Source organism: Micrococcus sp. ACRRV (assembly GCF_022346985.1).
GTDB classification, from domain to species: Bacteria; Actinomycetota; Actinomycetes; order Actinomycetales; family Micrococcaceae; genus Micrococcus; species Micrococcus porci.
On record NZ_JAKRNH010000033.1, the window covers coordinates 1 to 22,332 of the forward strand.

Annotated in this window: 17 protein-coding genes; 4 read left to right on the top strand and 13 right to left on the bottom strand. The window is 73.5% G+C overall.

Going from position 1 to position 22,332, the window contains the following annotated elements; all coding sequences use genetic code 11:
* Nucleotides 1-32: 32 nt before the first annotated feature.
* On the bottom strand, nucleotides 33-944 hold the full coding sequence (locus MHY29_RS05245) for a bifunctional methylenetetrahydrofolate dehydrogenase/methenyltetrahydrofolate cyclohydrolase (RefSeq protein ID WP_239238642.1): 912 nt from the start codon (nucleotides 942-944) through the stop codon (nucleotides 33-35).
* Nucleotides 945-951: 7 nt separating this feature from the next.
* Nucleotides 952-2,232 carry a serine hydroxymethyltransferase gene (gene glyA, locus MHY29_RS05250; protein WP_239238645.1) on the bottom strand — a complete coding sequence of 427 codons (1,281 nt, stop codon included), beginning with the start codon at nucleotides 2,230-2,232 and terminating at the stop codon, nucleotides 952-954.
* Nucleotides 2,233-2,459: 227 nt separating this feature from the next.
* Between glyA and MHY29_RS05255 the strand changes: the two genes are divergently transcribed.
* A complete protein-coding gene (locus MHY29_RS05255; protein ID WP_239238648.1) occupies nucleotides 2,460-3,974 on the top strand; it encodes a catalase in 1,515 nt (504 codons plus the stop codon).
* A gap of 106 nt (nucleotides 3,975-4,080) precedes the next feature.
* Here the strand turns inward: MHY29_RS05255 and MHY29_RS05260 are convergent, their stop codons facing one another.
* Nucleotides 4,081-5,694, bottom strand: coding sequence for a hypothetical protein (locus MHY29_RS05260; protein ID WP_239238651.1), 1,614 nt, complete (start codon nucleotides 5,692-5,694; stop codon nucleotides 4,081-4,083).
* Nucleotides 5,695-5,809: 115 nt separating this feature from the next.
* Here MHY29_RS05260 and purU point away from each other — a divergent pair, with 115 nt between their 5' ends.
* Complete coding sequence (purU, locus tag MHY29_RS05265; protein WP_224355538.1) at nucleotides 5,810-6,706, top strand: formyltetrahydrofolate deformylase; 897 nt, start codon at nucleotides 5,810-5,812, stop codon at nucleotides 6,704-6,706.
* A 100-nt stretch (nucleotides 6,707-6,806) separates the two neighbouring features.
* Here the strand turns inward: purU and MHY29_RS05270 are convergent, their stop codons facing one another.
* The 6 genes from MHY29_RS05270 to MHY29_RS05295 all read right to left on the bottom strand — a co-directional run bounded on the left by MHY29_RS05270 (nucleotide 6,807) and on the right by MHY29_RS05295 (nucleotide 14,684).
* Complete coding sequence (locus MHY29_RS05270) at nucleotides 6,807-7,343, bottom strand: gamma carbonic anhydrase family protein (protein WP_224355539.1); 537 nt, start codon at nucleotides 7,341-7,343, stop codon at nucleotides 6,807-6,809.
* A gap of 5 nt (nucleotides 7,344-7,348) precedes the next feature.
* Nucleotides 7,349-8,620 carry an ABC transporter ATP-binding protein gene (locus tag MHY29_RS05275; protein WP_224355540.1) on the bottom strand — a complete coding sequence of 424 codons (1,272 nt, stop codon included), beginning with the start codon at nucleotides 8,618-8,620 and terminating at the stop codon, nucleotides 7,349-7,351.
* A gap of 37 nt (nucleotides 8,621-8,657) precedes the next feature.
* Nucleotides 8,658-9,470, bottom strand: a complete 813-nt coding sequence (locus tag MHY29_RS05280) for a carbohydrate ABC transporter permease (protein ID WP_224356860.1) — start codon at nucleotides 9,468-9,470, stop codon at nucleotides 8,658-8,660.
* A 149-nt stretch (nucleotides 9,471-9,619) separates the two neighbouring features.
* On the bottom strand, nucleotides 9,620-10,591 hold the full coding sequence (locus tag MHY29_RS05285; RefSeq protein ID WP_224355541.1) for a carbohydrate ABC transporter permease: 972 nt from the start codon (nucleotides 10,589-10,591) through the stop codon (nucleotides 9,620-9,622).
* Nucleotides 10,588-11,892 (bottom strand): extracellular solute-binding protein, encoded by a 1,305-nt coding sequence (locus MHY29_RS05290; protein ID WP_224355542.1) that lies wholly within the window; start codon nucleotides 11,890-11,892, stop codon nucleotides 10,588-10,590. Before MHY29_RS05290 ends, MHY29_RS05285 begins: the two co-directional genes overlap by 4 nt.
* Nucleotides 11,893-11,978: 86 nt before the next feature.
* Nucleotides 11,979-14,684, bottom strand: coding sequence for an ATP-dependent helicase C-terminal domain-containing protein (locus MHY29_RS05295; RefSeq protein ID WP_239238654.1), 2,706 nt, complete (start codon nucleotides 14,682-14,684; stop codon nucleotides 11,979-11,981).
* Between the two features lie 97 nt (nucleotides 14,685-14,781).
* On the opposite strand from MHY29_RS05295, the gene MHY29_RS05300 reads away from it, so the two are divergent.
* On the top strand, nucleotides 14,782-16,659 hold the full coding sequence (locus tag MHY29_RS05300) for a glutaminase (protein ID WP_239238657.1): 1,878 nt from the start codon (nucleotides 14,782-14,784) through the stop codon (nucleotides 16,657-16,659).
* Nucleotides 16,660-16,694: 35 nt separating this feature from the next.
* On the opposite strand, the gene MHY29_RS05305 is transcribed toward MHY29_RS05300, so the two are convergent.
* On the bottom strand, nucleotides 16,695-18,281 hold the full coding sequence (locus MHY29_RS05305) for a TIGR01777 family oxidoreductase (protein ID WP_224355545.1): 1,587 nt from the start codon (nucleotides 18,279-18,281) through the stop codon (nucleotides 16,695-16,697).
* Between the two features lie 87 nt (nucleotides 18,282-18,368).
* Between MHY29_RS05305 and MHY29_RS05310 the strand changes: the two genes are divergently transcribed.
* Entirely contained in the window at nucleotides 18,369-18,977 is a 609-nt protein-coding gene (locus tag MHY29_RS05310) for a methylated-DNA--[protein]-cysteine S-methyltransferase (RefSeq protein ID WP_224355546.1), read from the top strand.
* A gap of 75 nt (nucleotides 18,978-19,052) precedes the next feature.
* Here the strand turns inward: MHY29_RS05310 and MHY29_RS05315 are convergent, their stop codons facing one another.
* The 3 genes from MHY29_RS05315 to MHY29_RS05325 all read right to left on the bottom strand — a co-directional run bounded on the left by MHY29_RS05315 (nucleotide 19,053) and on the right by MHY29_RS05325 (nucleotide 22,226).
* Nucleotides 19,053-19,445, bottom strand: coding sequence for a pyridoxine 5'-phosphate oxidase C-terminal domain-containing protein (locus tag MHY29_RS05315; RefSeq protein WP_224355547.1), 393 nt, complete (start codon nucleotides 19,443-19,445; stop codon nucleotides 19,053-19,055).
* Between the two features lie 142 nt (nucleotides 19,446-19,587).
* Nucleotides 19,588-21,810, bottom strand: coding sequence for an NADP-dependent isocitrate dehydrogenase (locus MHY29_RS05320; RefSeq protein WP_224355548.1), 2,223 nt, complete (start codon nucleotides 21,808-21,810; stop codon nucleotides 19,588-19,590).
* 149 nt (nucleotides 21,811-21,959) lie between these two features.
* Complete coding sequence (locus MHY29_RS05325; RefSeq protein ID WP_239238660.1) at nucleotides 21,960-22,226, bottom strand: hypothetical protein; 267 nt, start codon at nucleotides 22,224-22,226, stop codon at nucleotides 21,960-21,962.
* Nucleotides 22,227-22,332: the final 106 nt, after the last annotated feature.

Consider the following 22,332-nt stretch of genomic DNA (forward strand, 5'->3'; position numbering starts at 1 on the left):
TCCGGGGAGGGGGATCCGGTGGGCGGCGGGGCTCAGGCGCCGGCGCGCTCCCCCGCCCAGTCCTCGCCGTCGGCGACGCGCTCGGCGGCCTCGACGACGTTCGCCAGCAGCATCACGCGGGTCATGGGACCGACGCCGCCCGGGTTCGGCGCCATCCAGGCCGCCTTCTCCTTCACGGCCGGGTCGACGTCGCCCAGGACGCGGGACTTGCCGTCCTCCCCGGTCACGCGCGAGACGCCCACGTCCAGGACGATCACGCCCTCCTTGACCTGCTCCGGCTTCACCATGTGGGCGGAGCCGGCGGCGGCGATCACGACGTCGGCGCTCGCCAGCAGCTCGTCCAGGTTCGTGGTGCCGGTGTGGGCCAGGGTCACGGTGGCGTTGACCTCACGGCGGGTGAGCACGAGGCCGGCGGGCCGGCCGATGGTCACGCCGCGGCCGATCACCAGCACGTGCTTCCCGGCCAGCTCCACGCCGTGGTGCTTCAGTAGCTCCACGCAGCCGGCGGGGGTGCACGGCAGCGGCGAGTCCAGCTCCCCGCCCACCGAGGCCACGAGCCGCCCCAGGTTCATGGGGTGCAGGCCGTCGGCGTCCTTGGCCGGGTCGATGGCCTCGAGCACCTTCTGGGTGTCCACGTGCTTGGGCAGCGGCAGCTGCACGATGTACCCGGTGCACTCCGGGTCCTCGTTCAGCTCCCGGACCACGTCGAGGATCTGCTCCTCCGTGGCGTCCGCGGGCAGCTCACGCTGGATGGACTTGATGCCCACCTCGGCGCAGTCGCGGTGCTTGCCCGCCACGTACTTCTGCGAGCCGGCGTCCTCACCGACGAGCAGGGTGCCGAGGCCCGGGGTGTGCCCGCGCTCGGCGAGGGCGGCCACGCGGCCGCGCAGCTCCTCCTTGATCGCGGCGGCGGTGGCCTTGCCGTCCAGGACCTTCGCGGTCATCGGCGGCTCACCAGCCCTCGAGGCCGTCGTACAGCGGGAAGTCCTCGGTGAGCTTCACGACGCGGGCGCGCAGCGCCTCCACATCCGGGGTCGGCTTGAGGGCCTCGGCGATGACGTCGGACACCTCGCGGAACTCGGCCTCGCCGAAGCCGCGGGAGGCCAGCGCGGGGGTGCCGATGCGCAGGCCGGAGGTGGTCATCGGCGGACGCGGGTCCCACGGCACCGAGTTGCGGTTCACGGTGATGCCGACCTCGTGCAGGATGTCCTCGCCCTGCCTGCCGTCCAGCTGGGACTCGCGCAGGTCCACCAGGACCAGGTGCACGTCCGTGCCGCCGGTGAGCACCGAGATGCCGTGCTCGGCCATGTCCGGGGCGGTCAGGCGCTCGGCCAGGATCTGCGCACCGGCCAGGGTGCGCTCCTGCTTCTCCTTGAAGTCCGCGGAGCCGGCGATCTTGAAGGCCACGGCCTTGCCCGCGATCGCGTGCATCAGCGGGCCGCCCTGCTGGCCCGGGAACACGGCGGAGTCGATCTTCTTCTTCAGCTCCTCGGTGGAGAGGATGAAGCCCGAACGGGGGCCGGCGAGGGTCTTGTGCACGGTGGAGGAGACGACGTCGGCGTGCGACACCGGGTTCGGGTGCAGGCCGGCGGCCACGAGGCCGGCGAAGTGGGCCATGTCCACCCAGAGCCGGGCGCCGACCTCATCCGCGATCGAGCGGAAGGCGGCGAAGTCGAGCTGACGGGGATAGGCGGACCAGCCGGCCACGATCACCTTCGGCCGGGCCTCGAGGGCCTTCTCCCGCACCTTGTCCATGTCGATGCGGTGGGTGTCCGGCTCCACCTCGTACGCGGCGATGCTGTAGTTCTTGCCGGAGAAGTTCAGCTTCATGCCGTGCGTCAGGTGGCCGCCGTGCGCCAGGGACAGGCCCATCATCGTGTCCCCGTGGTCCAGCAGCGAGGTCATCACGGCCACGTTGGCCTGGGCGCCCGCGTGCGGCTGGACGTTGGCGTGCTCGGCGCCGAACAGGTCCTTGGCGCGCTGGATGGCCAGGTTCTCGGCCACGTCCACGAACTCGCAGCCGCCGTAGTAGCGGCGACCCGGGTAACCCTCCGCGTACTTGTTGGTCAGCACCGAGCCCTGCGTCTCGAGGATGGCGCGCGGCACGAAGTTCTCCGAGGCGATCATCTCGAGCGTGCCCCGCTGGCGGCCGAGCTCGTCCGCGAGCGCCGCGGCGATCTCCGGGTCCACCTCAGCGAGAGGCTGGGTGTTGATGTCGGGCGTCTGCGTCACGGGGGTTCCCTTCGAACGGGGGTCTGTGCGGCCGGAAGGCTCCGGTGCCCTCCATCCTAGTGACCGGGCGCCGTCGTCGGGCCTGCGCGACGGCGGCCCGCGGCCCGGACGACGGGCCCCGGCACACGGCTCTTTTGACTGATTCAGAAATATGCCAAGATCGGGGGTGACGCCGCCCACCGCGCCGATCGGTGCGCGGCCGACGTCGATCGACGAAGGAGAGTTCCATGACGGAGTACCAGAAGACGACCCCGCACGCGACCGGTTCCACCCGCCAGAACGGCGCCCCGGCTGTCAGCGACCGCCAGTCCCTGACCGTGGGCAGCGAGGGGCCCATCGTCCTGCACGACACCCACCTGCTGGAGACCCACCAGCACTTCAACCGCATGAACATCCCGGAGCGCCGCCCGCACGCCAAGGGCTCCGGCGCGTTCGGTGAGTTCGAGGTGACCGAGGACGTGTCGAAGTACACCAAGGCCCTCGTGTTCCAGCCCGGCACGAAGACGGAGACCCTCCTGCGCTTCTCCACCGTGGCTGGCGAGCTCGGCTCCCCGGACACCTGGCGCGACGTGCGCGGCTTCGCCCTGCGCTTCTACAGCGAAGAGGGCAACTACGACATCGTCGGCAACAACACCCCGGTGTTCTTCCTGCGCGACCCGATGAAGTTCACCCACTTCATCCGCTCGCAGAAGCGCCTGCCGGACTCCGGCCTGCGCGATGCCACCATGCAGTGGGACTTCTGGACCAACAACCCCGAGTCCGCCCACCAGGTGACCTACCTGATGGGTCCGCGCGGCCTGCCCCGCACCTGGCGTGAGATGAACGGCTACGGCTCCCACACCTACCTGTGGGTCAACGCCCAGGGCGAGAAGCACTGGGTGAAGTACCACTTCATCTCCCAGCAGGGCGTGCACAACCTCTCGAACGACGAGGCCACCAAGATCGCCGGCGAGAACGCCGACTTCCACCGCCAGGACCTGTTCGAGTCCATCGCCAAGGGCGACCACCCCAAGTGGGACCTCTACATCCAGGCGATCCCCTACGAGGAGGGCAAGACCTACCGGTTCAACCCCTTCGACCTGACGAAGACGATCTCCCAGAAGGACTACCCGCGCATCAAGGTCGGCACGCTGACCCTGAACCGCAACCCGGAGAACCACTTCGCGCAGATCGAGTCCGCCGCGTTCAGCCCGAGCAACACCGTGCCGGGCATCGGCCTCTCCCCGGACCGCATGCTCCTGGGCCGCGCCTTCGCGTACCACGACGCCCAGCTGTACCGTGTGGGCGCCCACGTGAACCAGCTGCCGGTGAACCGCCCGAAGAACGCCGTGAACAACTACGCCTTCGACGGCCAGATGTGGTACGAGCACACCGGCGACCGCTCCACCTACGCGCCGAACTCCAACGGCGACTCCTGGTCGGACGAGACGGGCCCGGTGGACGACGGCTGGGAGGCCGACGGCACCCTGACCCGCGAGGCCCAGGCCCTGCGTGCGGACGACGACGACTTCGGCCAGGCCGGCACCCTCGTCCGCGAGGTCTTCTCGGACCAGGAGCGTGACGACTTCGTGGAGACCGTGGCCGGCGCGCTGAAGGGTGTCCGCCAGGACGTCCAGGCCCGCGCCTTCGAGTACTGGAAGAACGTGGACGCCACGATCGGCCAGCGCATCGAGGACGAGGTCAAGCGCCACGAGGGCGACGGCATCCCGGGCGTCGAGGCCGGCGGCGAGGCCCGCATCTGACGTCTCCCTCCCCCGGCGGGCGCCCGCGCGCGCTCCGCTGAACGCACGGCGGCCGCTCCCTCACACGAGGGGGCGGCCGCCGTCGTCGGTGGGGCGGTTGTTCAGGTCAGCGCTTGCCCCAGCGGCGCTCCTGCGCCTGAGCCAGCTTGTCCTTCAGGGTGGACGCGGCGGAGCCGGCGGCCTTGCCCACGGTGCGGGCGGCGGAGCGGACCACCGGGGCGGCCTTCTCCGCGGCGGTGCCGGCGGTGGTCGCCACGGTGCCGGCGGTCTCCGCCACGGCGTCCTTGACGATCTCCAGACGGGAGCGGTGCTCGTCGTGGGTGCGGGCCTCGTCGCGGGCCGGGGTGCCGGCGACAGGGGCCGCCGGCTCGACGCGGTCGGCGGTCTCGACGCCCTGGCCGGTGAGGGCCACGGAGTCCTCGGAGGGGCCGGCGTCGGCGGACCGGGTCTCGGCGACCGGGACCACGGCGGTCTCGGTCTCCTCGACCGGGACGACGGCCGTCTCGGCGGAGGCGGTGCCGGCGTCGGAGGCCGCACGGTCCTCGGTCTCGGCGGCCTCGGCGGGCAGCTGGTCGGCCGGCTCCACGATGGCGTCCTCGCCGCTCAGCGGGGTGGTGCCGTACACCTGGCCCTCCGGCAGGTCCTCGGTCGGGTCCTGGCCGGTGGTGGAGTCCTGGATGTAGGCCGGGGTGCCGAGGACGGGCTCGGGCATCTCGTGGGTGTGCACCGGGGCCTCGATCACGGCCTCCTCGCCGGTGAGCGGGACGGTGCCGGGCACGGACTCCGGGTCGGCGGGCTGGGACGTGCCGCGCTCGTGCTCGGCGCCCCGGCCCTCCGCGGCCTTCAGCTCGGCGGCGTCCTGCACGCGGGCGGCCGCGACCTGCTCCGGGTCCACGGCCCCGGGGACGCCCGGCAGCCCGGTGACGGGGTAGGTGCGGGCCTCGGCGTCGGTCAGGTCGGACCGACCGGCCGCGGCCTGGGCGCCCTGGGGGGCGGAGGGGGACTGCACGTCGGCGGTGTCCACGGTGACGGCGTCGCCGCCGGCCACGCCGGGGACCACGGTGTGCTCGGCCGGGGCGGCGTCGACCTGGGCGGCCTCGGCCTGGGTCTCGGCCACCTCAACGACGCCGGCGGGGGAGCCCTTGGGCGCGGGCAGGTCGGCGCCGGTGCCGGCGTCGTCCACGGTCACGCCGGTGCCACCGGCCACGCCCGCGGCAGCCAGGCCGAGGCCCGCTCCGGTCGCAGCCGGGGCCGCAGAGCTGCCGTTGCGGCGCTGCGCGTCGGCGACGGGCGTCACGTCCTGGCCCGTGGCGTCCTTCGCGACACCCTCGGCCTCGTCCACGCTCACGCCGGAGCCGCCGGCCGCGCCTGCCTCAGCGCCGGTCGCGCGACGACGCTCGACGACGTCCTGCTCGCGCTGCTCGGCGGCACGGCGATCCACCTCGTCCACGTCGAAGGAGGGCAGGGCGGTGGCGCCGGCGGCGCGCCCACCCGTGCGGTCGGCGGGGGCGGCGCCGGTGGCGGGCACGGTGGACGCGCCCACGGTGCCGCCCCGGGCGGCGGTGGCCGCGAGCGGCGCCGGCGCGGAGTCGGCGTGGCGACCCGCGGCGGCCGCCTCCTCCTCGCGTCCCCGCTTGGCCCGCAGGCTCGAGACGATCAGGATGATCACGAGCACCACGATGATGATGCCGATGATCCAGTACAGAGTGCTCTGGGGCATGGTGTCCTCCTCTTTGACGGTCCTGGTGATGAGGATGTCACACGGCACGTCCCGCGACCACGGACCGCGTGCGTCACGCTCCGCGGTGAGGCACGCGCGTGGATAGCATCGACGGATGGACTCCACCCCCGCCGCGCCCAGCGAGGCCTCCGCCCGCCACCGGATCGTGCTCACGCTCTCCTGCCCGGACCGTCCGGGCATCGTCCACGCCGTCACCGGGGCCCTCCTGGAGGCGGACGCGAACATCACCGAGTCCCAGCAGTACGACTCCCCCGACACGGGCACCTTCTTCATGCGCGTCGCCGTGGACGCCGCCGCCACCCGCGAGGAGGTGGAGGCCGCCGTGCGCCCGGTGGCGGACCGCTTCGGCATGCACCTGCAGGTCTGGGACGCGGACACCCCCCTGCGCGCCCTCGTCATGTGCTCCAAGGACGGGCGCACCCTCAACGACCTGCTGTTCCAGCAGCGCACCGGCTCCCTGCCGGTCCAGATCCCCGTCGTCGTCTCCAACCACCTGGACCTCCAGCCGCTGGCCTCCTTCTACGGCGTCCCCTTCATCCACGTGCCCCTCTCCACGGACCCGGCCAGCCGCAACTCCAAGGCCGCAGCCGAGGACCGGCTCCGCGAGCTGATCCGCGAGTACGAGATCGACGTGGTGGTCCTGGCCCGCTACATGCAGATCCTCTCCGACGAGCTCTGCCGCGACCTCGAGGGCATGGCCATCAACATCCACCACTCGTTCCTGCCCTCCTTCAAGGGTGCGCGGCCCTACCACCAGGCGCATGAGCGCGGCGTGAAGATCATCGGCGCCACCGCCCACTACGTCACCGCGGACCTGGACGAGGGCCCGATCATCGCGCAGTCCGTCCATCCCGTGACCCACGCCCAGACCGCCGAGGACTTCGTCGAGCGTGGCCGGGACGTAGAGGGCGCCACCCTCGTGCAGGCCGTGCGCTGGCACGCCGAGCACCGCGTCCTCCTCGACGGGCACCGCACGGTCGTCTTCTCCTGATCCGCGCGGCGTGACGTCCCACGCCGGCGTACGCCGACGCCCCCGCCGCCTTCCTGCGAAGGCGACGGGGGCGTCGGGCGTCCGGTCGGGACTGCGGGGTTCAGACCCCGGCCTGCTCCGCCTCCTCGGCGGCGCGATGCGCGGCGGCCAGGTCCAGGTAGGTGCGCGCGTTCACGGTGAGGGAGGCGCGCTCCTCCTCCGTGAGCCCGCGGCGGACCTTGGCGGGCACGCCCGCCACGAGGGAGCCCGGGGGCACCTGCGTGCCCTCGAGTACCACGGCACCCGCCGCCACGAGGGAACCGGCGCCGATCACGGCGCCGTTCATGACCGTGGCGGACATGCCGATGAGGCAGTCGTCCTCGACGGTGGCCCCGTGGACCACGGCCGCGTGCCCCACGGACACCCCGGCGCCGAGCGTGCACGGGAAGCCCGCGTCCGCGTGGAGCACCACGTTGTCCTGCAGGTTGGAGCCCTCGCCGACGCGGATCGCGGCGGAGTCCCCGCGCGCGCTCACGCCGTAGAACGCCGACGCGCGGGGCCCGAGCTCCACATCCCCGGAGAGGACCGCGGTGCGCGCCACGAAGGCGCTCGGGTCCACCCGGGGCGTGCGCCCGAGGACGGTCACGAGGTGGCCCATGCGCGTCAGCGCCCCTCGGCGTCCCGGGCCTGCGCTGCCTCGATCTGGCGGCGGCGCGCCTCCGCGGTGCGGCGGGTCAGCTCGGCGCCGGCCTCCGCGTCGCGGGTGAGGTTCTCGCCGGTCTTCGGGTCGAACAGGTGCACGCGCGTGGTGTCCACCCACAGGCGGGTCGGCACGCCCGGGCGGGCGGCGGACTCGGCGGAGAGGGTGGTCACGACGACGGGGCGCAGCTCGTCCGCGTCTAGATCCTTGGCCAGGGAGGACAGCAGCTCGGCGACCTCCGGGTCCGGCTCGAACTCGATGTAGCCGTACTGCTCGTGGCCCAGCCACTCGAGGTGGGTCAGGGTCGCGTCGAACTCGGAGCCGTGGGGACGCTTGGCGTCCTCCACCAGCTCGGCGTCCTCGAAGAACTCCGGGCGCAGGCCCATGAACACGATGTCCCGGCCCGCCGCCCGCTGGGCCTTCTCCGCGGGGACGGGGATGTCGCCGATCGGGGAGGACAGCACGTACTGCCCGCCCTGCTCCTTGACGGTGGCGGGCAGGAAGTTCATCGACGGGGAGCCGATGAACCCGGCCACGAAGAGGTTCAGCGGCTGCTCGTAGAGCTCGCGCGGGGAGGCGACCTGCTGGAGGACGCCCTTCTTCAGCACGGCCACGCGGTCGCCGAGGGTCATGGCCTCGGTCTGGTCGTGGGTCACGTACACGGACGTGGTGGCCAGGCGGCGCTGCAGCTGCGAGATCTCGGCGCGCATCTGACCGCGGAGCTTGGCGTCCAGGTTGGACAGCGGCTCGTCGAACAGGAACGCGTCGGCGTCGCGCACGATGGCGCGGCCCATGGCCACGCGCTGACGCTGACCGCCGGAGAGGTTCGCCGGCTTGCGGTCCAGGTGGTCCTGCAGCTCGAGCACGCGGGCGGCGTCGCGCACCTTGCGGTCCAGCTCCTCCTCGGACAGCTTGCCGTCCTTGGCCAGGCGCAGCGGGAACGCGATGTTCTCGTACACCGACAGGTGCGGGTACAGGGCGTAGTTCTGGAACACCATCGCGAGGTTGCGGTCCTTGGGGGCCGCCTCATTCACGCGGCGCCCGTCGATCAGCAGGTCGCCGCCGGAGATGTCCTCGAGGCCCACGATCATCCGCAGGAGCGTGGACTTGCCGGAGCCGGAGGGCCCCACGAGGATGACGAACTCGCCGTCCTCGATGTCCAGGTTCACGTCCGAGATGGCGTGGTAGCCGTCGTCGTAGGTCTTCTCGATGTGGTTCAGGGTGATGGAGGCCATCGTTCTCAGGTCCTTTCAGGGTCCGGGTGCGCGGGCCTCAGCCCTTGACCGCGCCGTTGGTCAGGCCGGCCACGATCTGGCGCTGGAAGAGCAGCACCAGGATCACGATCGGGATGGTCACGACGATCGCCGCCGCCGAGATGGCGCCGGTCGGCGATTCGAACTGCGAGGCGCCCGTGAAGAACGCCAGCGCGGCGGGCACCGTGCGGGCCGCCTCCGTGGAGGTCAGCGAGATGCCGAACACGAAGTCGTTCCACGCGATGAAGAAGGCGATGATCGCCGTCGTGAAGACGCCGGGGGCGGCCAGCGGGACGATCACCTTGCGGAACGCCTGCAGCGGCGTGGCACCGTCCACCTGCGCGGCCTGGTCCAGCTCCCACGGGATCTGCCTGAAGAACGCCGCGAGCGTCCAGATGGAGATCGGCAGGGTCAGGGACAGGTAGGGGATGATCAGGCCGAGCCAGGTGTCGTACAGGCCCAGGGTGCGCCACACGTTGAACAGCGGGGTCACCAGGGAGATCACCGGGAACATCGAGACCATGAGGGACACGGTCAGGACGATCCGCTTGCCCGGGAAGTCCAGGCGCGCGATCGCGTACGCGCAGAGGGTGGCCAGCACGACGGCGATCAGCGTGGCGATCACCGTGATGCCGATCGAGTTGCGCAGCGCGGTGAGGAACAGCTCGCGGGAGCCGCCCACGAAGATCTCCTCGTAGTTCACCGTGGACCACTGCGTGGGGAGCAGCTTCCCGTTCGAGAGGTCCGCGGGCGTCTTGAACGACGTCGCGAAGATCGAGAACAGCGGGAACAGGCACCACACGCCGATCAGGACGGCGAGCAGCCACCAGATCCAGGAGCCGGAGCCCTTCCGGGTTCGGCGCGTGGTGGTGGGGGCGACGTCGCGGTCCCCCACGGCCGTGCCGGCCTCGGTGCGCTCGGCGGCGCCGTCCGGACGGGTGGTCACGGGCTCCTGCGGAGCCGGGATGGGGTTGCCGGTGCTCACTTGGAACCTCCTCGGTCGGCCAGGTCCACCTTGAAGACCTTCACGGCGGTGAACGCCATCAGCGCCACGCACAGGAACAGGATCACGGAGATCGCGGAGCCCATGCCGATCTCCAGGCGGCCGATCGACGTGCGGTAGGCCAGCAGGGAGAGGACCTCGGTGCCGTAGGCGCCGTTGGTCATGATGTAGATGGAGTCGAAGATGCGGAACGCGTCCATCGCGCGGAACAGGACGGCCACCATGATCGAGGCCTTCATGTTCGGCAGGATGACCAGCTTCATCCGCTGCCACCACGAGGCGCCGTCGACGGCGGCGGCCTCCGTGAGGTCACCCGGCACCTGGGCCAGACCGGCCAGCAGGAGCAGGGAGATGAACGGGGTGGTCTTCCAGATCTCCGAGAGCATGATCACGGAGAGGGCGGTGCCGCTCTGCGCGAACCAGTTCAGGTCCGAGGTGATGCCGGGGACCCAGTCGAACCAGTTGTTCACGAAGCCCGAGTCGATCGAGAACATGTAGAACCACGCGAACGCGGAGACCACGGTGATGATGCCGTACGGCACCAGGATGATCGTGCGGATCAGGCCGCGGGTCTGCTTGATGGCGTGGTGCATGGCCAGCGCCAGGAGGAAGCCCAGCACGAGCTCCACCAGCACCGTGACCAGGGTGATCAGCACCGTGACGCCCAGGTCCTTCCAGAACACCGGGTCGGAGAGGATCACCCCGTAGTTGCCCAGGCCGACGAACTCGCGGTCCTGCGGCGCCGTGAGGCGGTACTTGAACAGGGAGTCGTAGAACGCCTGCACCGTGGGGTACAGGACCACGAACAGCATGATGAAGAACGCCGGGCCGGCCAGCAGCCAGCCGAGGCGGGCCTCGGACTTGGCGCGGGCGGACTTCACCCGGCGGGGGCGGCGGCCCTCGGCGGCGCGCGGGGTAGATGCGGCGGGTGCGGTGTCGACGTGGCTCACAGCAGACGCTCCCCTCTCAGGACTTCCTGGATGAAGTCGTCGGTCTCGGCCGGGGTGGACTCGGAGACGCCCGACGGCGGCGCGTAGCGCTGCTGGATCGCGGTGGAGACCTCGTTGTAGTACGGGGTCTGCGGACGCGGGGCGCCGAGCTCGAGGGACTCCCGGATGGTGTCCGCCATGGGGAACTTCTCGGCGACCTCGGGGGCGTCGTAGGCCGCCGGGTCAGCGGGCGGGTTGCCGTTCTCGACGAAGTACTGGCTCTGGTGCTCGGTGGTGGTGATGCAGGAGATCGCGTCCCAGGCGAGGTCCTGGTGTTCGGACTTCGCGCCCACGCCCAGGTTGATGCCGCCCACGGGCGGCGCGGCGTCCTTGTCCTCGACGGTGCGGGGATAGACGGCCCAGCCGATGTCCTCGGGCAGGTCCTTCGGCAGCGAACCCTCCTCCACGGAGCCGAGGGTGGCCGGCCAGACGAACGGCCAGTTGACCATGAACGAGCCGTTCTTGCCCTGGAAGAGCAGCATGGAGGCGTTCTCGTCCTGGGTCGGCAGGCCGGCGCTGCCGAGGCCCTCCTTGCCGATCGTGGAGATGATCCGCGCGGCCGTGCGGCCGGCCTCGGAGTCGAGGTTCGTGGTGACCTGGTCCGTGGGCGCCTCGGCGTTGGGGATGATCTGCTCCCCGCCGCCCTCGATGAGCGCGTTGAGCCACACGGTCATGGACTCGGCACGGGCGCCCTGGACGCCCAGGTCCTTGTCCTGGCTGCGGGCGACCTCGATCAGCTGGTCCCACGTGACGGGCTTGGACATGTCCAGCCCCGCGGCCTCGGCGACCGACTTGCGGTACCAGAGCAGCTGCGTGTTGGCCCAGAACGGGACCGTGACGAGCTCGTCCTTCCAGCTGGCGGCCGCGAGGGCGCCCTCCAGGGCGTTGTCCTTCGCGTAGGCCTGCATCTCCTCCGGCACGGGGGCCAGGAAGCCGGGCTCGGCGAGCTCGGGGACGAACGGCGGGTCGAGGGACATGATGTCCATCGACGTGTCGCCCGCGGCGAGGCGGCGGGTCAGCTGCTCGCGCTGGGAGGCGGCGTCCGTCGGGAGCATGGACGTCTCGATTCGGTACCGGCCGTTCGCGGCGTCGGTGCACTGGGCGGCGATCTTCGCCTGCCCGCCGTCGTCGGGGTTGGTGTACCAGGTCAGGGTGGGCGTCTGCTCGGCCGGGGCACACCCGGCCAGGATGAGCGCGCCCGCAGCGACGGCGCCAGCCAGCGTGGCCCGGCGCCGTTGACGTGCCCGCGTGTCGTGTCTCACAAGTGGAACCTCATTCGATGCGAGTCGGATGTGACGGCCATCATCACCCATCGGAGCGATTCCTGCACGTTTCGCGGGCCCCTTTCTCAGCGGGCGCGGCGGTTCGTCCGGTCGGTCGGCTCCGCGGCGGCGGGATCCTCGGGCCACGGGTGCTTGGGGTACCGCCCCCGGTTCTCGGCGCGGACCTGCGCGTAGGGGCCGGCCCAGAAGGACGGCAGGTCGGCGGTCACGGCCAGCGGGCGACCTGCCGGGGAGAGCAGGTGCAGGACCACCGGCTCACGACCGTCCGCCACAGCAGGGGTGACACGCGCCCCGAAGAACTCCTGCAGCTTGGCGGCGACCACGGGCGGGGTGTCCTCGTGGACGGCCGGATAGTCCACGACGACGCCGCGCCCGCTCGGCACGGGCAGGCGCTCGGGGGCGAGCTCGTCCAGCCGGCCCGCCTCCGGCCAGGGCAGGGCGCCGCGCAGCAGCGCCTCGGCGTCCAAGCGCGTGAGGGACCGCCCCGCGGCCAGGTCGGCCGCGAGCCCGTCGACCAGCGCGTCCAGGCCGGGCAGCGTCGCGTCCGAGAGGTCCGGCCACGGGGCGCCGAGGACGCGGTGGAGCAGGTGCACCCGGCGGCGCAGGCGTTCGGCCCGGCCGCTCGGGTCGAACCGGGCGAGGCCGTCGGCGGCGAGCGCGACGCGCACGGCCTGCGCGGCGGCGTCGGGGGCGACGGGGGCCGGCGTCTCCGCCAGCACGAGCGCACCCAGCCGGTCCACGCGGCGGCCGGTGAGCCGGTCCCCGCGCCACTCAGCGGTGTCCTCGGTGCGCCGCAGGCCCGCGCCGGCGAGTTCGGCGAGCGGCCGGTCGATCGGCGCGGCCGCGCGGATCGCGGCACCCGTGCCGGCCGCGTCCCCGGCCACGCGGGCGACCTCGGCCACGGCCAGCCACTCCTGCCCCGCCAGGCCGCCGCCGACGGCGTCGCGGGGCAGGGCCGCGCGGGTGCCGGAGGCGAGCAGGTATGCCCCCTCCTCCCCCGCGCGTCGGGCGATCCACGCGGGGAAGGCCAGGGCGGCCACGAGGCCGGCGGGGTGCCGCCGCGCGGTCGCCGTCGCCGCGGGCCCGGGCTCGTCCGGCTCCCGCGTCTCCGGGGCGCGGTGCGCGTGCCGACGGGCCAGGCGCTCGAGCCGATCCGCCTCCCGGCGCCACCGCCCGGCCTCCGGGTGCCGGCCGTCTCGCAGGGCCGCGACCAGCGCCTCGAGGTCGGCACCGGGAGCGCGCAGGTCCAGGGCGAGGGCCGCCGTCGCCTCGGCCGCGGAGCGGGGCCCCGTCAGCGGAGCCGCGCGCAGGAGGGCGTGGCCGAGGGGTGGATCCAGGGGCAGCTCGGCCAGGACGGTGCCGTGCGGGGTGATGCGCCCGTCCGTGTCCACCGCGTCGAGGGAGGCGAGCGTCCGCTCGGCGGCGGCCATCGCGTCGGCCGGCGGGTCCTCCGGGAGCACCAGCCCGTCCCCGCCGGGGGCGCCCCACACGGCGAACGCCAGGACGACGGACGCGAGGTCAGCCACCGCGAGCGCGGGCGTGGGCGCGGCGGGGGCGGCGCCGAGGGCCGCGGCCGTGTGGCAGCGCACCGCCGTGCCCGGTCCGAGGCGGGCGGCGCGGCCGGCCCGCTGGTCGGCGGCGGCCCGGGAGGCCTGCACGGTGGCCAGACCGGTGATCCCGCGGCCCCGGTCCCGGCGCGGCTCGCGGGCCAGACCCGAGTCGATGACGAGGCGCACCCCCGGCACGGTCAGCGAGGACTCGGCGACCGCCGTCGCGACGACGACGCGCGGCACGGCGGGGTCGGCGCGGCCGGCGAGCGCGGCGTCCTGGTCGGCGGGTTCCTGGCGGCCGTGCAGGACGCGGACCTCGGTGTCCGGGGCGAGCGCGGCGACGCGGCCCGCGACCGCCTCGACCTCGGCCACGCCGGGCACGAAGACGAGCGCGTCCACCGCAGGGTCGGCGGCCAGCGCGCGGGCGTGGGCGTCGGCCGCCGTGCGCGCGACGTGCGTCAGGAAGTCCCGGTCCACGCGCCCGTCCGCGGTGGTCCGCGGCCCTCCGAACGGGGCGTGCTCCACCGTGAGGGGATGCTGCACGGAGGGGGTCCGCACCACGGGGACCGGATCCTCGCCCATGCCGGTGGCCCAGCGGGCGGCGAGGGCGTCGGCGTCGAGGGTGGCGGACATGGCCGTCAGCGCCAGCTCGGGGCGCAGCTGGCGCAGGTCCGCCAGGAGGGCGAAGAGGACGTCCGTGTCCAGGTCCCGCTCGTGGACCTCGTCCAGCACGACGGCGCCCACGCCCTCCAGTCCCGGGTCGCCCAGGAGGCGGCGCAGGAGCAGGCCGGGCGTCACGAACTCCACGGCGGAGGCGCCGCGGCCCACCGCGTCCCCGCGCACGGCGTAGCCGGCGACGGCGTCGGGGAGCCGGCCGGTGTCGGGGCCGGACTCGGGCCCGAGCGCATCCGCCACGGCCCCGTGCAGTCGACGCCACGCGGCGCGCACCGCCACCCGGCGCGGCTGGGTGACGAGGACGCGGCCGCCCTCGCCGCCGGACTCCGCCCGGCGGGCCAGCCACAGCGCCACGGCGGGCGGGACCGCCGTCGTCTTGCCCGTGCCCGGCGGGGCGTGCACGACCGCCGCCGCCCGCGCGTCGAGGGCCGCCTCCAGCGCAGGGAGGGAGGCGGAGAAGGCGAGGTCCGCGCCCAGGCGCGCGGACGCCGCGGCCAGGGCAGCTCGCAGGTCGGGGGTGCTGTGAGAGGCGGAGGAGGTGCTCATCGCACCCCATTCTGACGTCTCACGATGGACGGCACCGGGCCGGAACCGAGGGCCCCACCACGCCGGGTGGAGCCCCATCCCTCGATAGGCTTGGCCTATGAAGTCTCCCGTGCAGGACCGCCTCGACCGTCTCACCGCCGCCCACACCCCCGGCACGGCGGCGGACGCCGACGCGACGTCCGACGCCGGGACGGGCCTGGCGCTGTCCGTCGCCACCGTCGGCGGCGACCACTACAGCGCGGGCGAGCTCGTCGCCGTCCCCCTCGCCGGCCTCGCGGGGCCCGTGGTGCACGCGCTCGCCGTCGAGGACCTCGGGGTGGAGCGCGTCGGGGAGGCCGTCGGCACCGTGCCCCGCCCGGACCTGCGCACCCGCCTCGAGCTCGAGCCCGGCACGGGCCGACCCCTGACCCCGCTGCAGGACGCCGGCACCATGGCCCTGGCCGCGCTCGTCAAGGGCCGTGGCGGCCGCGACCGCGCCGCGCGCCTGCTGCAGCAGCTGGCGGGGCTGATCGGCCGTGAGACGGCGCCCACGGACGCCGCGGTGCGCGCCGCGGACCGCGCCCAGCACCGCGCCCGCGCCGCGGCATGGCTCCTCCGCTCGGTCGGCGTGCTGGAGGCGGACCCGGACGGCCTGCTCGCGGACGTCGCCACCCTGCGCGCCGCCCCCGTGACCGTCGCGGACCTCGCCCTGCTCGCCGGCACCCTCGCCGCCCACGGCGTGCACCCGGTGTCCGGTGAGCGCGTGCTCGCGGAGGAGACCGTCCGCGCCGTGCTCTCCGCCCTGGACGCCTGCGGCATGGACACCGTGGACGGCGCGTGGGCCCTCGACGTCGGCCAGCCCGGCTGGTCGTCCGCCCGGGCCGGCACCGTGATCGCCGTGGTCCCGGGCCACATGGGCATCGCCGTCCAGGGCCCGGCGGACCCCGACGACGCCGACGCCCCCTCCCCCGCCGCCCTCGCGGCCCTGCGCACCCTGGTGCGGGACTTCGAGCTGCACCCCTCCCAGGCGGCCGGTTCCCCGCGGGCGGCGTTCCGCACCCACTACCGCGTGGACCAGGCTCCGTCCGGCTCCGTGCGCAGCGCCGAGGTGCTCGAGCTGCTCAGCGCCCACGGGGACACCGCGCACGTGTTGGAGCTCGGCGGGCACGTGGGCTTCAGCCAGGTCGACGCGCTCGCCCACGTGGCCCGGAACCTGCCGGCCGCCCTCGAGACGATCATCGTGGACGTCCGTTCGGTCAGCTCCACCTCGCACGCGGCCGCGGTGCTCGCGGCCCAGTGGTTCGCCTACGCGCTGCACCACGGCCTGGACGTGGTGGTGGTGGACCGGGACACGGCCGCCGTGGACCAGGTCATGGCCACCGCCGAGGCGTCCGGCGTGACCCTCCCGGATCCCCTGCACGACGCCGACGACGCCGACCCCGGCCACCAGGACCTCGGCCCGGCCTTCCGGTTCTTCGACTCGCGCTCCCGCGCCGTGCAGTGGGCCGAGCAGCGGCTGCTGGCCCGCCACGCCCCGCACCTGCTGCCGGCCTCCGAGGAGGAGGCGGCCATGGCGCCCCTGCTGCAGCACCTCTCCTCCGAGGACGCCCGCCTGCTGGAGTCCATGATGGACGAGCGCGTCTACGAGGACGGGCAGATCATCCGCCGGGCCGGGCAGCCGTTCGGCGGCATCTACGTGATCACCTCAGGCCGGGTGGAGCTCACCGGGCAGGGCACCGGCGGCCGCCGGGTGCGGCGCACGGTGCTCACCCCCGGCATGACGTTCGGCGAGATGGCCCTGGGCCAGCCGGGCCGGCAGCCGTCCACCGTGCGCGCCCGCGGGCGGGTGACCACCCGCGTGCTCACCGCGCAGGTCATGTACGCCCTGCAGGAGGGCTTCCCGAGCCTGGCCCTCACCCTGTGGGAGGCCCTGGCCCGGGACGCGTACACCGCGCTCGGCCAGCTCATCCGCGAGACGGGCGCGCTGCAGGACTGAGGCGGGCCGCCGCACCCGGCGCACCGCCGCCGGGCTCAGCGCCCCAGCAGGCGGCGCAGCGCGCCCTCCAGGGCGGCGTCCCGGAACGCGTAGCCCGAGTCGAGCACCAGTTCCGCGGAGGCCTTCTGGTCCGCACGGACCAGCTCCGCGGCGCCCTGCTCCCCGAGCAGGAGCCGCGGCCCGAACTCCGGCACCGGCACTGCCGCCGGGCGGTGCAGGACGGTCCCCAGCACTCGGGCGAACTCCTTGGCGGTGACTGGCTCCGGCGCGGTGCCGTTGACGGCTCCGACGACCCCCTCCGCCAGCGCGGCGTGCGCGAACACCCCGGCGATGTCGTCCACGCCGATCCAGCTGATCCACGGGGATCCGTCATGGCTGCGCCCCCCGCGCGTGGCGACGGGGCCGCCGGCCCCGGCCAGGAACAGGGGCAGCAGCTGCGCGAGCATCCCGCCGGTCGGGGAGAGCACGATGCCGGTGCGGACGCGCACCACGCGCAGACCGAGCTCCTCGGCCCGGCGGGCCTGCGCCTCCCAGTCCGCCACGACGCCGGCCAGGAAGTCGTCCCCGGCGGGCAGGTCCTCGGTGAGGCCCCGGCCGTCGGGCCCGGCGCCGGCGTCGGCCCCGTACCAGCCGACCGCCGAGCCGTTGACCAGGACCGTGGGGCGCTCCGCCTCGGGCAGCCGGGCGATCGCGTCCACGAGGGTGCGGGTGCCGTCGACACGGGAGTCGTGCACGGCACGGCGGTGCTTCTCCGTGAACCGGCCCGCCAGCGGCTCCCCGGCGAGGTTCACCACGACGTCCGCGGCCCGCAGGGCCGCGGTGTCCACGGTGCCGCCGGCCGGATCCCAGAGCACGGCGTCCTCGGCCTCGGCCTGCGCCGGGCTCCGGACCAGACGGATCACGCGGTGACCGCCCCCGGTCAGCAGGGCGCACAGCTGCGTGCCGACCAGCCCGCCGGCCCCGGTGACCAGCACGGTCCGCGCCGGCCCGCCGACGAGCGGCCCGGGGTGGCCCGCATGGAAGTCGAGGTCCTCAGCCATGACGCGGCCGCGGAACTCGAACTGGCGGCGCAGCTCCGCCTCGAACACCCGGTGGGCGGCGTCGGCGGCGGGCCGTCCGACCACGGGCAGCCGTCCCGCGGTGCCGACGCCCGGCAGGGCGTACTCCACGCGGTCCACCACGACGGCGCCCGGCTCGCCCTCGGCGGTGTCCGCCTCCCCGGGGGCGGCGTCCTCCACGGAGTGGGTGTGACGCCAGGCGGACAGCGGCCCGGACGCCATCTCGTCCCGGAACATCCGCCCCTCCTCATAGGCGGTGTGGCGCGCCCGCCACGGCAGGCGGGGCGAGAGGGCCGCCGGGATGCGGCGGGACACGGCGGCCGGCAGGGCGGCGCGCAGGGCGCCGTCCACCGCGCCGGCGAACAGGCCGAGCGAGCCCGGGGCGCCGATCCGCAGCCGCGTCTGCGAGCCCTCGCGCAGCCCGTCCGACGGGCCGGCCGCCAGCTCGGAGGCGAAGGGCGGATTCATGCGCTGCAGGGCGCCGGGGGCGGCCAGCCAGTCGAAGACCGTCCGGCGGGGATGGCGGAGGAGGGTGCGATGCTCGAACACACGGGTCTCGGTCATGCCTCCACTGTGGCAGACGGTGCGGACGCCACAGCGCGTCGGGGGAGAATGAGGGGTCAGCCCGCCGCCGTCGTCCGTGAGGAAGCCATGACCCACCCGCCCGCGTTCCTGCCGGAGCTGCGCTGGACCGCCGCCACGCTGCCCGGCACGAGCCTGGCCCTCGTCGCCGTGTACTCCCCCGAGGACGACGCCGTACGCGCCTCCGGCGTGGCCGTCCCGGAGGGCGCCGAGCCCCCGGCCGCGGCGATCGGCCGGCTCCTGCTGGAGCTCATGGACCGGCTCGAGGAGCTCGCCCCGGAGACCGCCGCCCGCGAGATGGACCCCCGCCCGGTCGAGCCGCGCGAGGGCCTGGACCAGACCGTCGCCGACGCCCTCGCCGCCTACGCGGCCGGGGACGTGGACGCCCTGGACGGCCTCGCCGTGGTGCAGCCCGGGACCGCGTTCCGGCAGGCCTCGTGGGAGGCACTGCGGTCGATCACCCCGGGCTCGCCGGTGGCCTACGGCGAGCTCGCCACCCGCGCCGGGGCCCCGAAGGCCGTGCGCGCCGCGGGCGGGGCCTGCGCTGCGAACCTGGCGGCCGTCGTCGTGCCCTGCCACCGCGTGGTGCCGGCCTCCGGCGGGGTGGGCAGCTACCTGTACGGATCCGCGGCGAAGGCGGCCCTGCTGGCCCACGAGGCGGCCCACGCCCCCGCCTGACCCCTTTTCGTGCGCGAAACGGACGGCGTGTCCCACGCTTTCGTGTGCGAGATGGACGGCCCGCCTCGCCGGGCCTCAGCCTCGCGTAACCTCGCCCCGGAAGCCGCCGACGTCGTCGGCCGTGTAGACGATGCGCACGTGCCGGTGATCCTCGGGCGAGCCCTGCCAGAACTCCACGCGCTCCGGTCGGACGGTCCGCATCCGGGCGCCCTCGGGAAGCGGGGCGTCCCTCACACCGCCGCGCACCCGCACGGCCCGGAGCACGGTGCGGGCGTCAGGCTGCTCCCGAGCGTCCACGGTGGCGAAGGTGACGGTGGTCGCCTCCGGGACGCCGGACCCCACCACCTGCCGGATCCAGCGGTGGAACTGCTCCACCGGGTCGGCGGCCAGCGCGTCGACGTCGAGGGCCGGCGCGGTGTCCGTCATCGCGGGGACGGACTGCAGGTCGCAGGGCTCACAGTCGCTCACGGACGTGACCTGTAATCACGGTCCGCGGCTCGGGGCACGGCCCGGCGGCGCCCCTCCCTGCCCGACGACGGCGGCCCCGCCCGGATCACTCCGGACGGGGCCGCCGTCGTCGGTCCCGGGCACGTTCAGGCCCGTGCGCGGATCACGCGCCGAGCGTGGCGATGATCCCGTTGAGGGTGGCGGAGGGACGCATGACCTCGGAGACCTTGTCCATGGACGGGGCGTAGTAGCCGCCCAGGTCCACCGGGGAGCCCTGCACGCCGTTGAGCTCGGCCAGGATGGTCTCCTCCTGGGCCTCCAGCTCCTCGGCGACCGGCTTCGCCGCGGCCGCCAGCTCGGCGTCCGCGGTCTGCTTCGCCAGCTCCTGCGCCCAGTACAGGGCCAGGTAGAAGTGCGAGCCGCGGTTGTCCAGCTGGCCGGCCTTGCGCTCGGGGGACTTGCCCTCGATCAGCAGGATGCCGGTGGCGGCGTCGAGGGTGTCGGCCAGCACCTGCGCGCGGTGGTTGCCGTTGTGGGCGGCCTCGTGCTCGAAGGACACGGCCAGGGCGAGGAACTCGCCCAGGGAGTCCCAGCGCAGGTGGTTCTCCCCCACCAGCTGCTGCACGTGCTTCGGGGCGGAGCCGCCGGCACCGGTCTCGAAGAGGCCGCCGCCGTTGATCAGCGGGACGATCGAGAGCATCTTGGCGGAGGTGCCCAGCTCGAGGATCGGGAACAGGTCCGTGTTGTAGTCGCGGAGCACGTTGCCGGTCACGGTGATGGTGTCCTCGCCGCGGCGCATGCGCTCCACGGTGAACTTGGTGGCCTCCACCGGGGACATGATCCGCAGGTCGAGGCCCTCGGTGTCGTGGCCCTGGAGGTACTGCTCGACCTTCTTGATGAGCTCGCGGTCGTGGGCGCGGGTCTCGTCCAGCCAGAACACGGCGGGGGTCTGGGAGGCGCGGGCGCGGGTCACGGCCAGCTTCACCCAGTCCTGCACCGGGACGTCCTTGGTCTGGCAGGCGCGCCAGATGTCCTCGGCCTCGACCTCGTGGGAGAACAGGACCTCACCGGCGGAGTCCTTCACCTCGACGGTGCCGTCCGCCTCCATGACGAAGGTCTTGTCGTGCGAGCCGTACTCCTCGGCCTTCTGGGCCATCAGGCCCACGTTCGGCACGGTGCCCATGGTGGTGGGGTCGTAGGCGCCGTTGGCCTTGCAGTCGTCGATGACCACCTGGTAGATGCCGGCGTAGGAGGAGTCGGGGATGACGGCGAGGGTGTCGCGCTCGGCGCCGTCCTTGTCCCACATGTGGCCGGAGGTGCGGATCATGGCGGGCATGGACGCGTCCACGATCACATCGGAGGGCACGTGCAGGTTGGTGATGCCCTTGTCCGAGTTCACCATGGCCACGTCCGGGCCGTTCTGGTACGCGTCGGCGATGGCCTTGCGCACGCCCTCGGCGGTCTCGGCGTCGAGCTTGTCCAGACCGGCCTCGATGGCGGCCAGGCCGTTGTTCGGGTCCAGGCCCGCGGCGGCGAGCTGCTCGCCGTACTGGGCGAAGAGGTCGGCGAAGTACGCCTTCACCACATGGCCGAAGATCACCGGGTCGGAGACCTTCATCATGGTGGCCTTCAGGTGGGCGGAGAAGAGGACGCCCTCCTCCTTGGCGCGCGTCACCTGCTCGGCGAGGAACGCGTCGAGGGCCTTGGCGGACATGAACGTGCCGTCCACGACCTCGCCCTCGAGGACCTTCAGGCCCTCCTTGAGGATCTTCGTGGTGCCGTCCTGGCCGGTGAACTCGATCGAGAGGACGTCGTCCTTCGGCATGGTCACGGACTTCTCGTTGGAGCGGAAGTCGTCCTGGCCCATGGTGGCGACGGCGGTCTTGGAGTCCGCGGTCCACGCGCCCATGGAGTGGGGGAACTTCTTGGCGTAGTTCTTCACGGCCTTCGGGGCGCGGCGGTCCGAGTTGCCCTCGCGCAGCACCGGGTTCACGGCGGAGCCCTTGACGGAGTCGTAGCGCTTGCGGGCGTCCTTCTCCTTGTCGGTCTGCGGGTCGTCCACGTACTCCGGCAGCGCGTAGCCGTCCGCCTGAAGCTCCTTGATCGCGGCGCGCAGCTGCGGCACGGACGCGGAGATGTTCGGCAGCTTGATGACGTTGGCCTCGGGGGTCTTCACGAGCTCGCCGAGCTCGGCGAGGGCGTCGTTGACGCGCTGCTCCTCGGGGAGCAGGTCGTTGAAGGCGGCCAGGATGCGGCCGGCCAGGGAGATGTCGCGGGTCTCCAGCTCCACGCCGGCGGTGCCCGCGTAGGCGCGCACGATCGGCAGCAAGGAGGCCGTGGCGAGCATGGGGGCCTCGTCGGTGAGCGTGTAGATGATCTTCGACATGCGGATCGTCTCTCCTTTTCTGACCGCGTCCGACCGCGGCCGTCGTCGACGTGAAACTGGTGTCTCGGCCGTCAATCTACCCGGCGGGTCGGAGGGGAAACAGAAATCGTGCACGTCCACCGCGGGGGGACGTCAACCGCCCCCGGCGGTCACACCGCCCCGAGCGCGGCGAACGTCCCGCCGGAGGAGAGCTGAGAGAGCTGCCGGAGCATCTCCGCCATCATCACGCCGAAGAAGAGGAAATACCCCAGCAGGAAGAGAAGGGAGAGCGCCGCCAGGCCGATCCCGATCCAGGCGAGCACGCGCGCGACGCCGACGTCCGGTCCGATCGCACGGGCCCGGTTGGCCTGGTTGAGGGCCAGCGGGCCGAACACCAGACCGAGCATGCCGGTGGTGACGGCGAGGATCCCGAACACGATGGCCTGGTCGTGCGCGCGCTGCCAGTCGGGTCCGGGCCCCCGCCTGGCCCCCCCCCCCCGGCCCGGGCCCCCCCCCCCCCCCCCCCCACGTCTCGTACAAGGG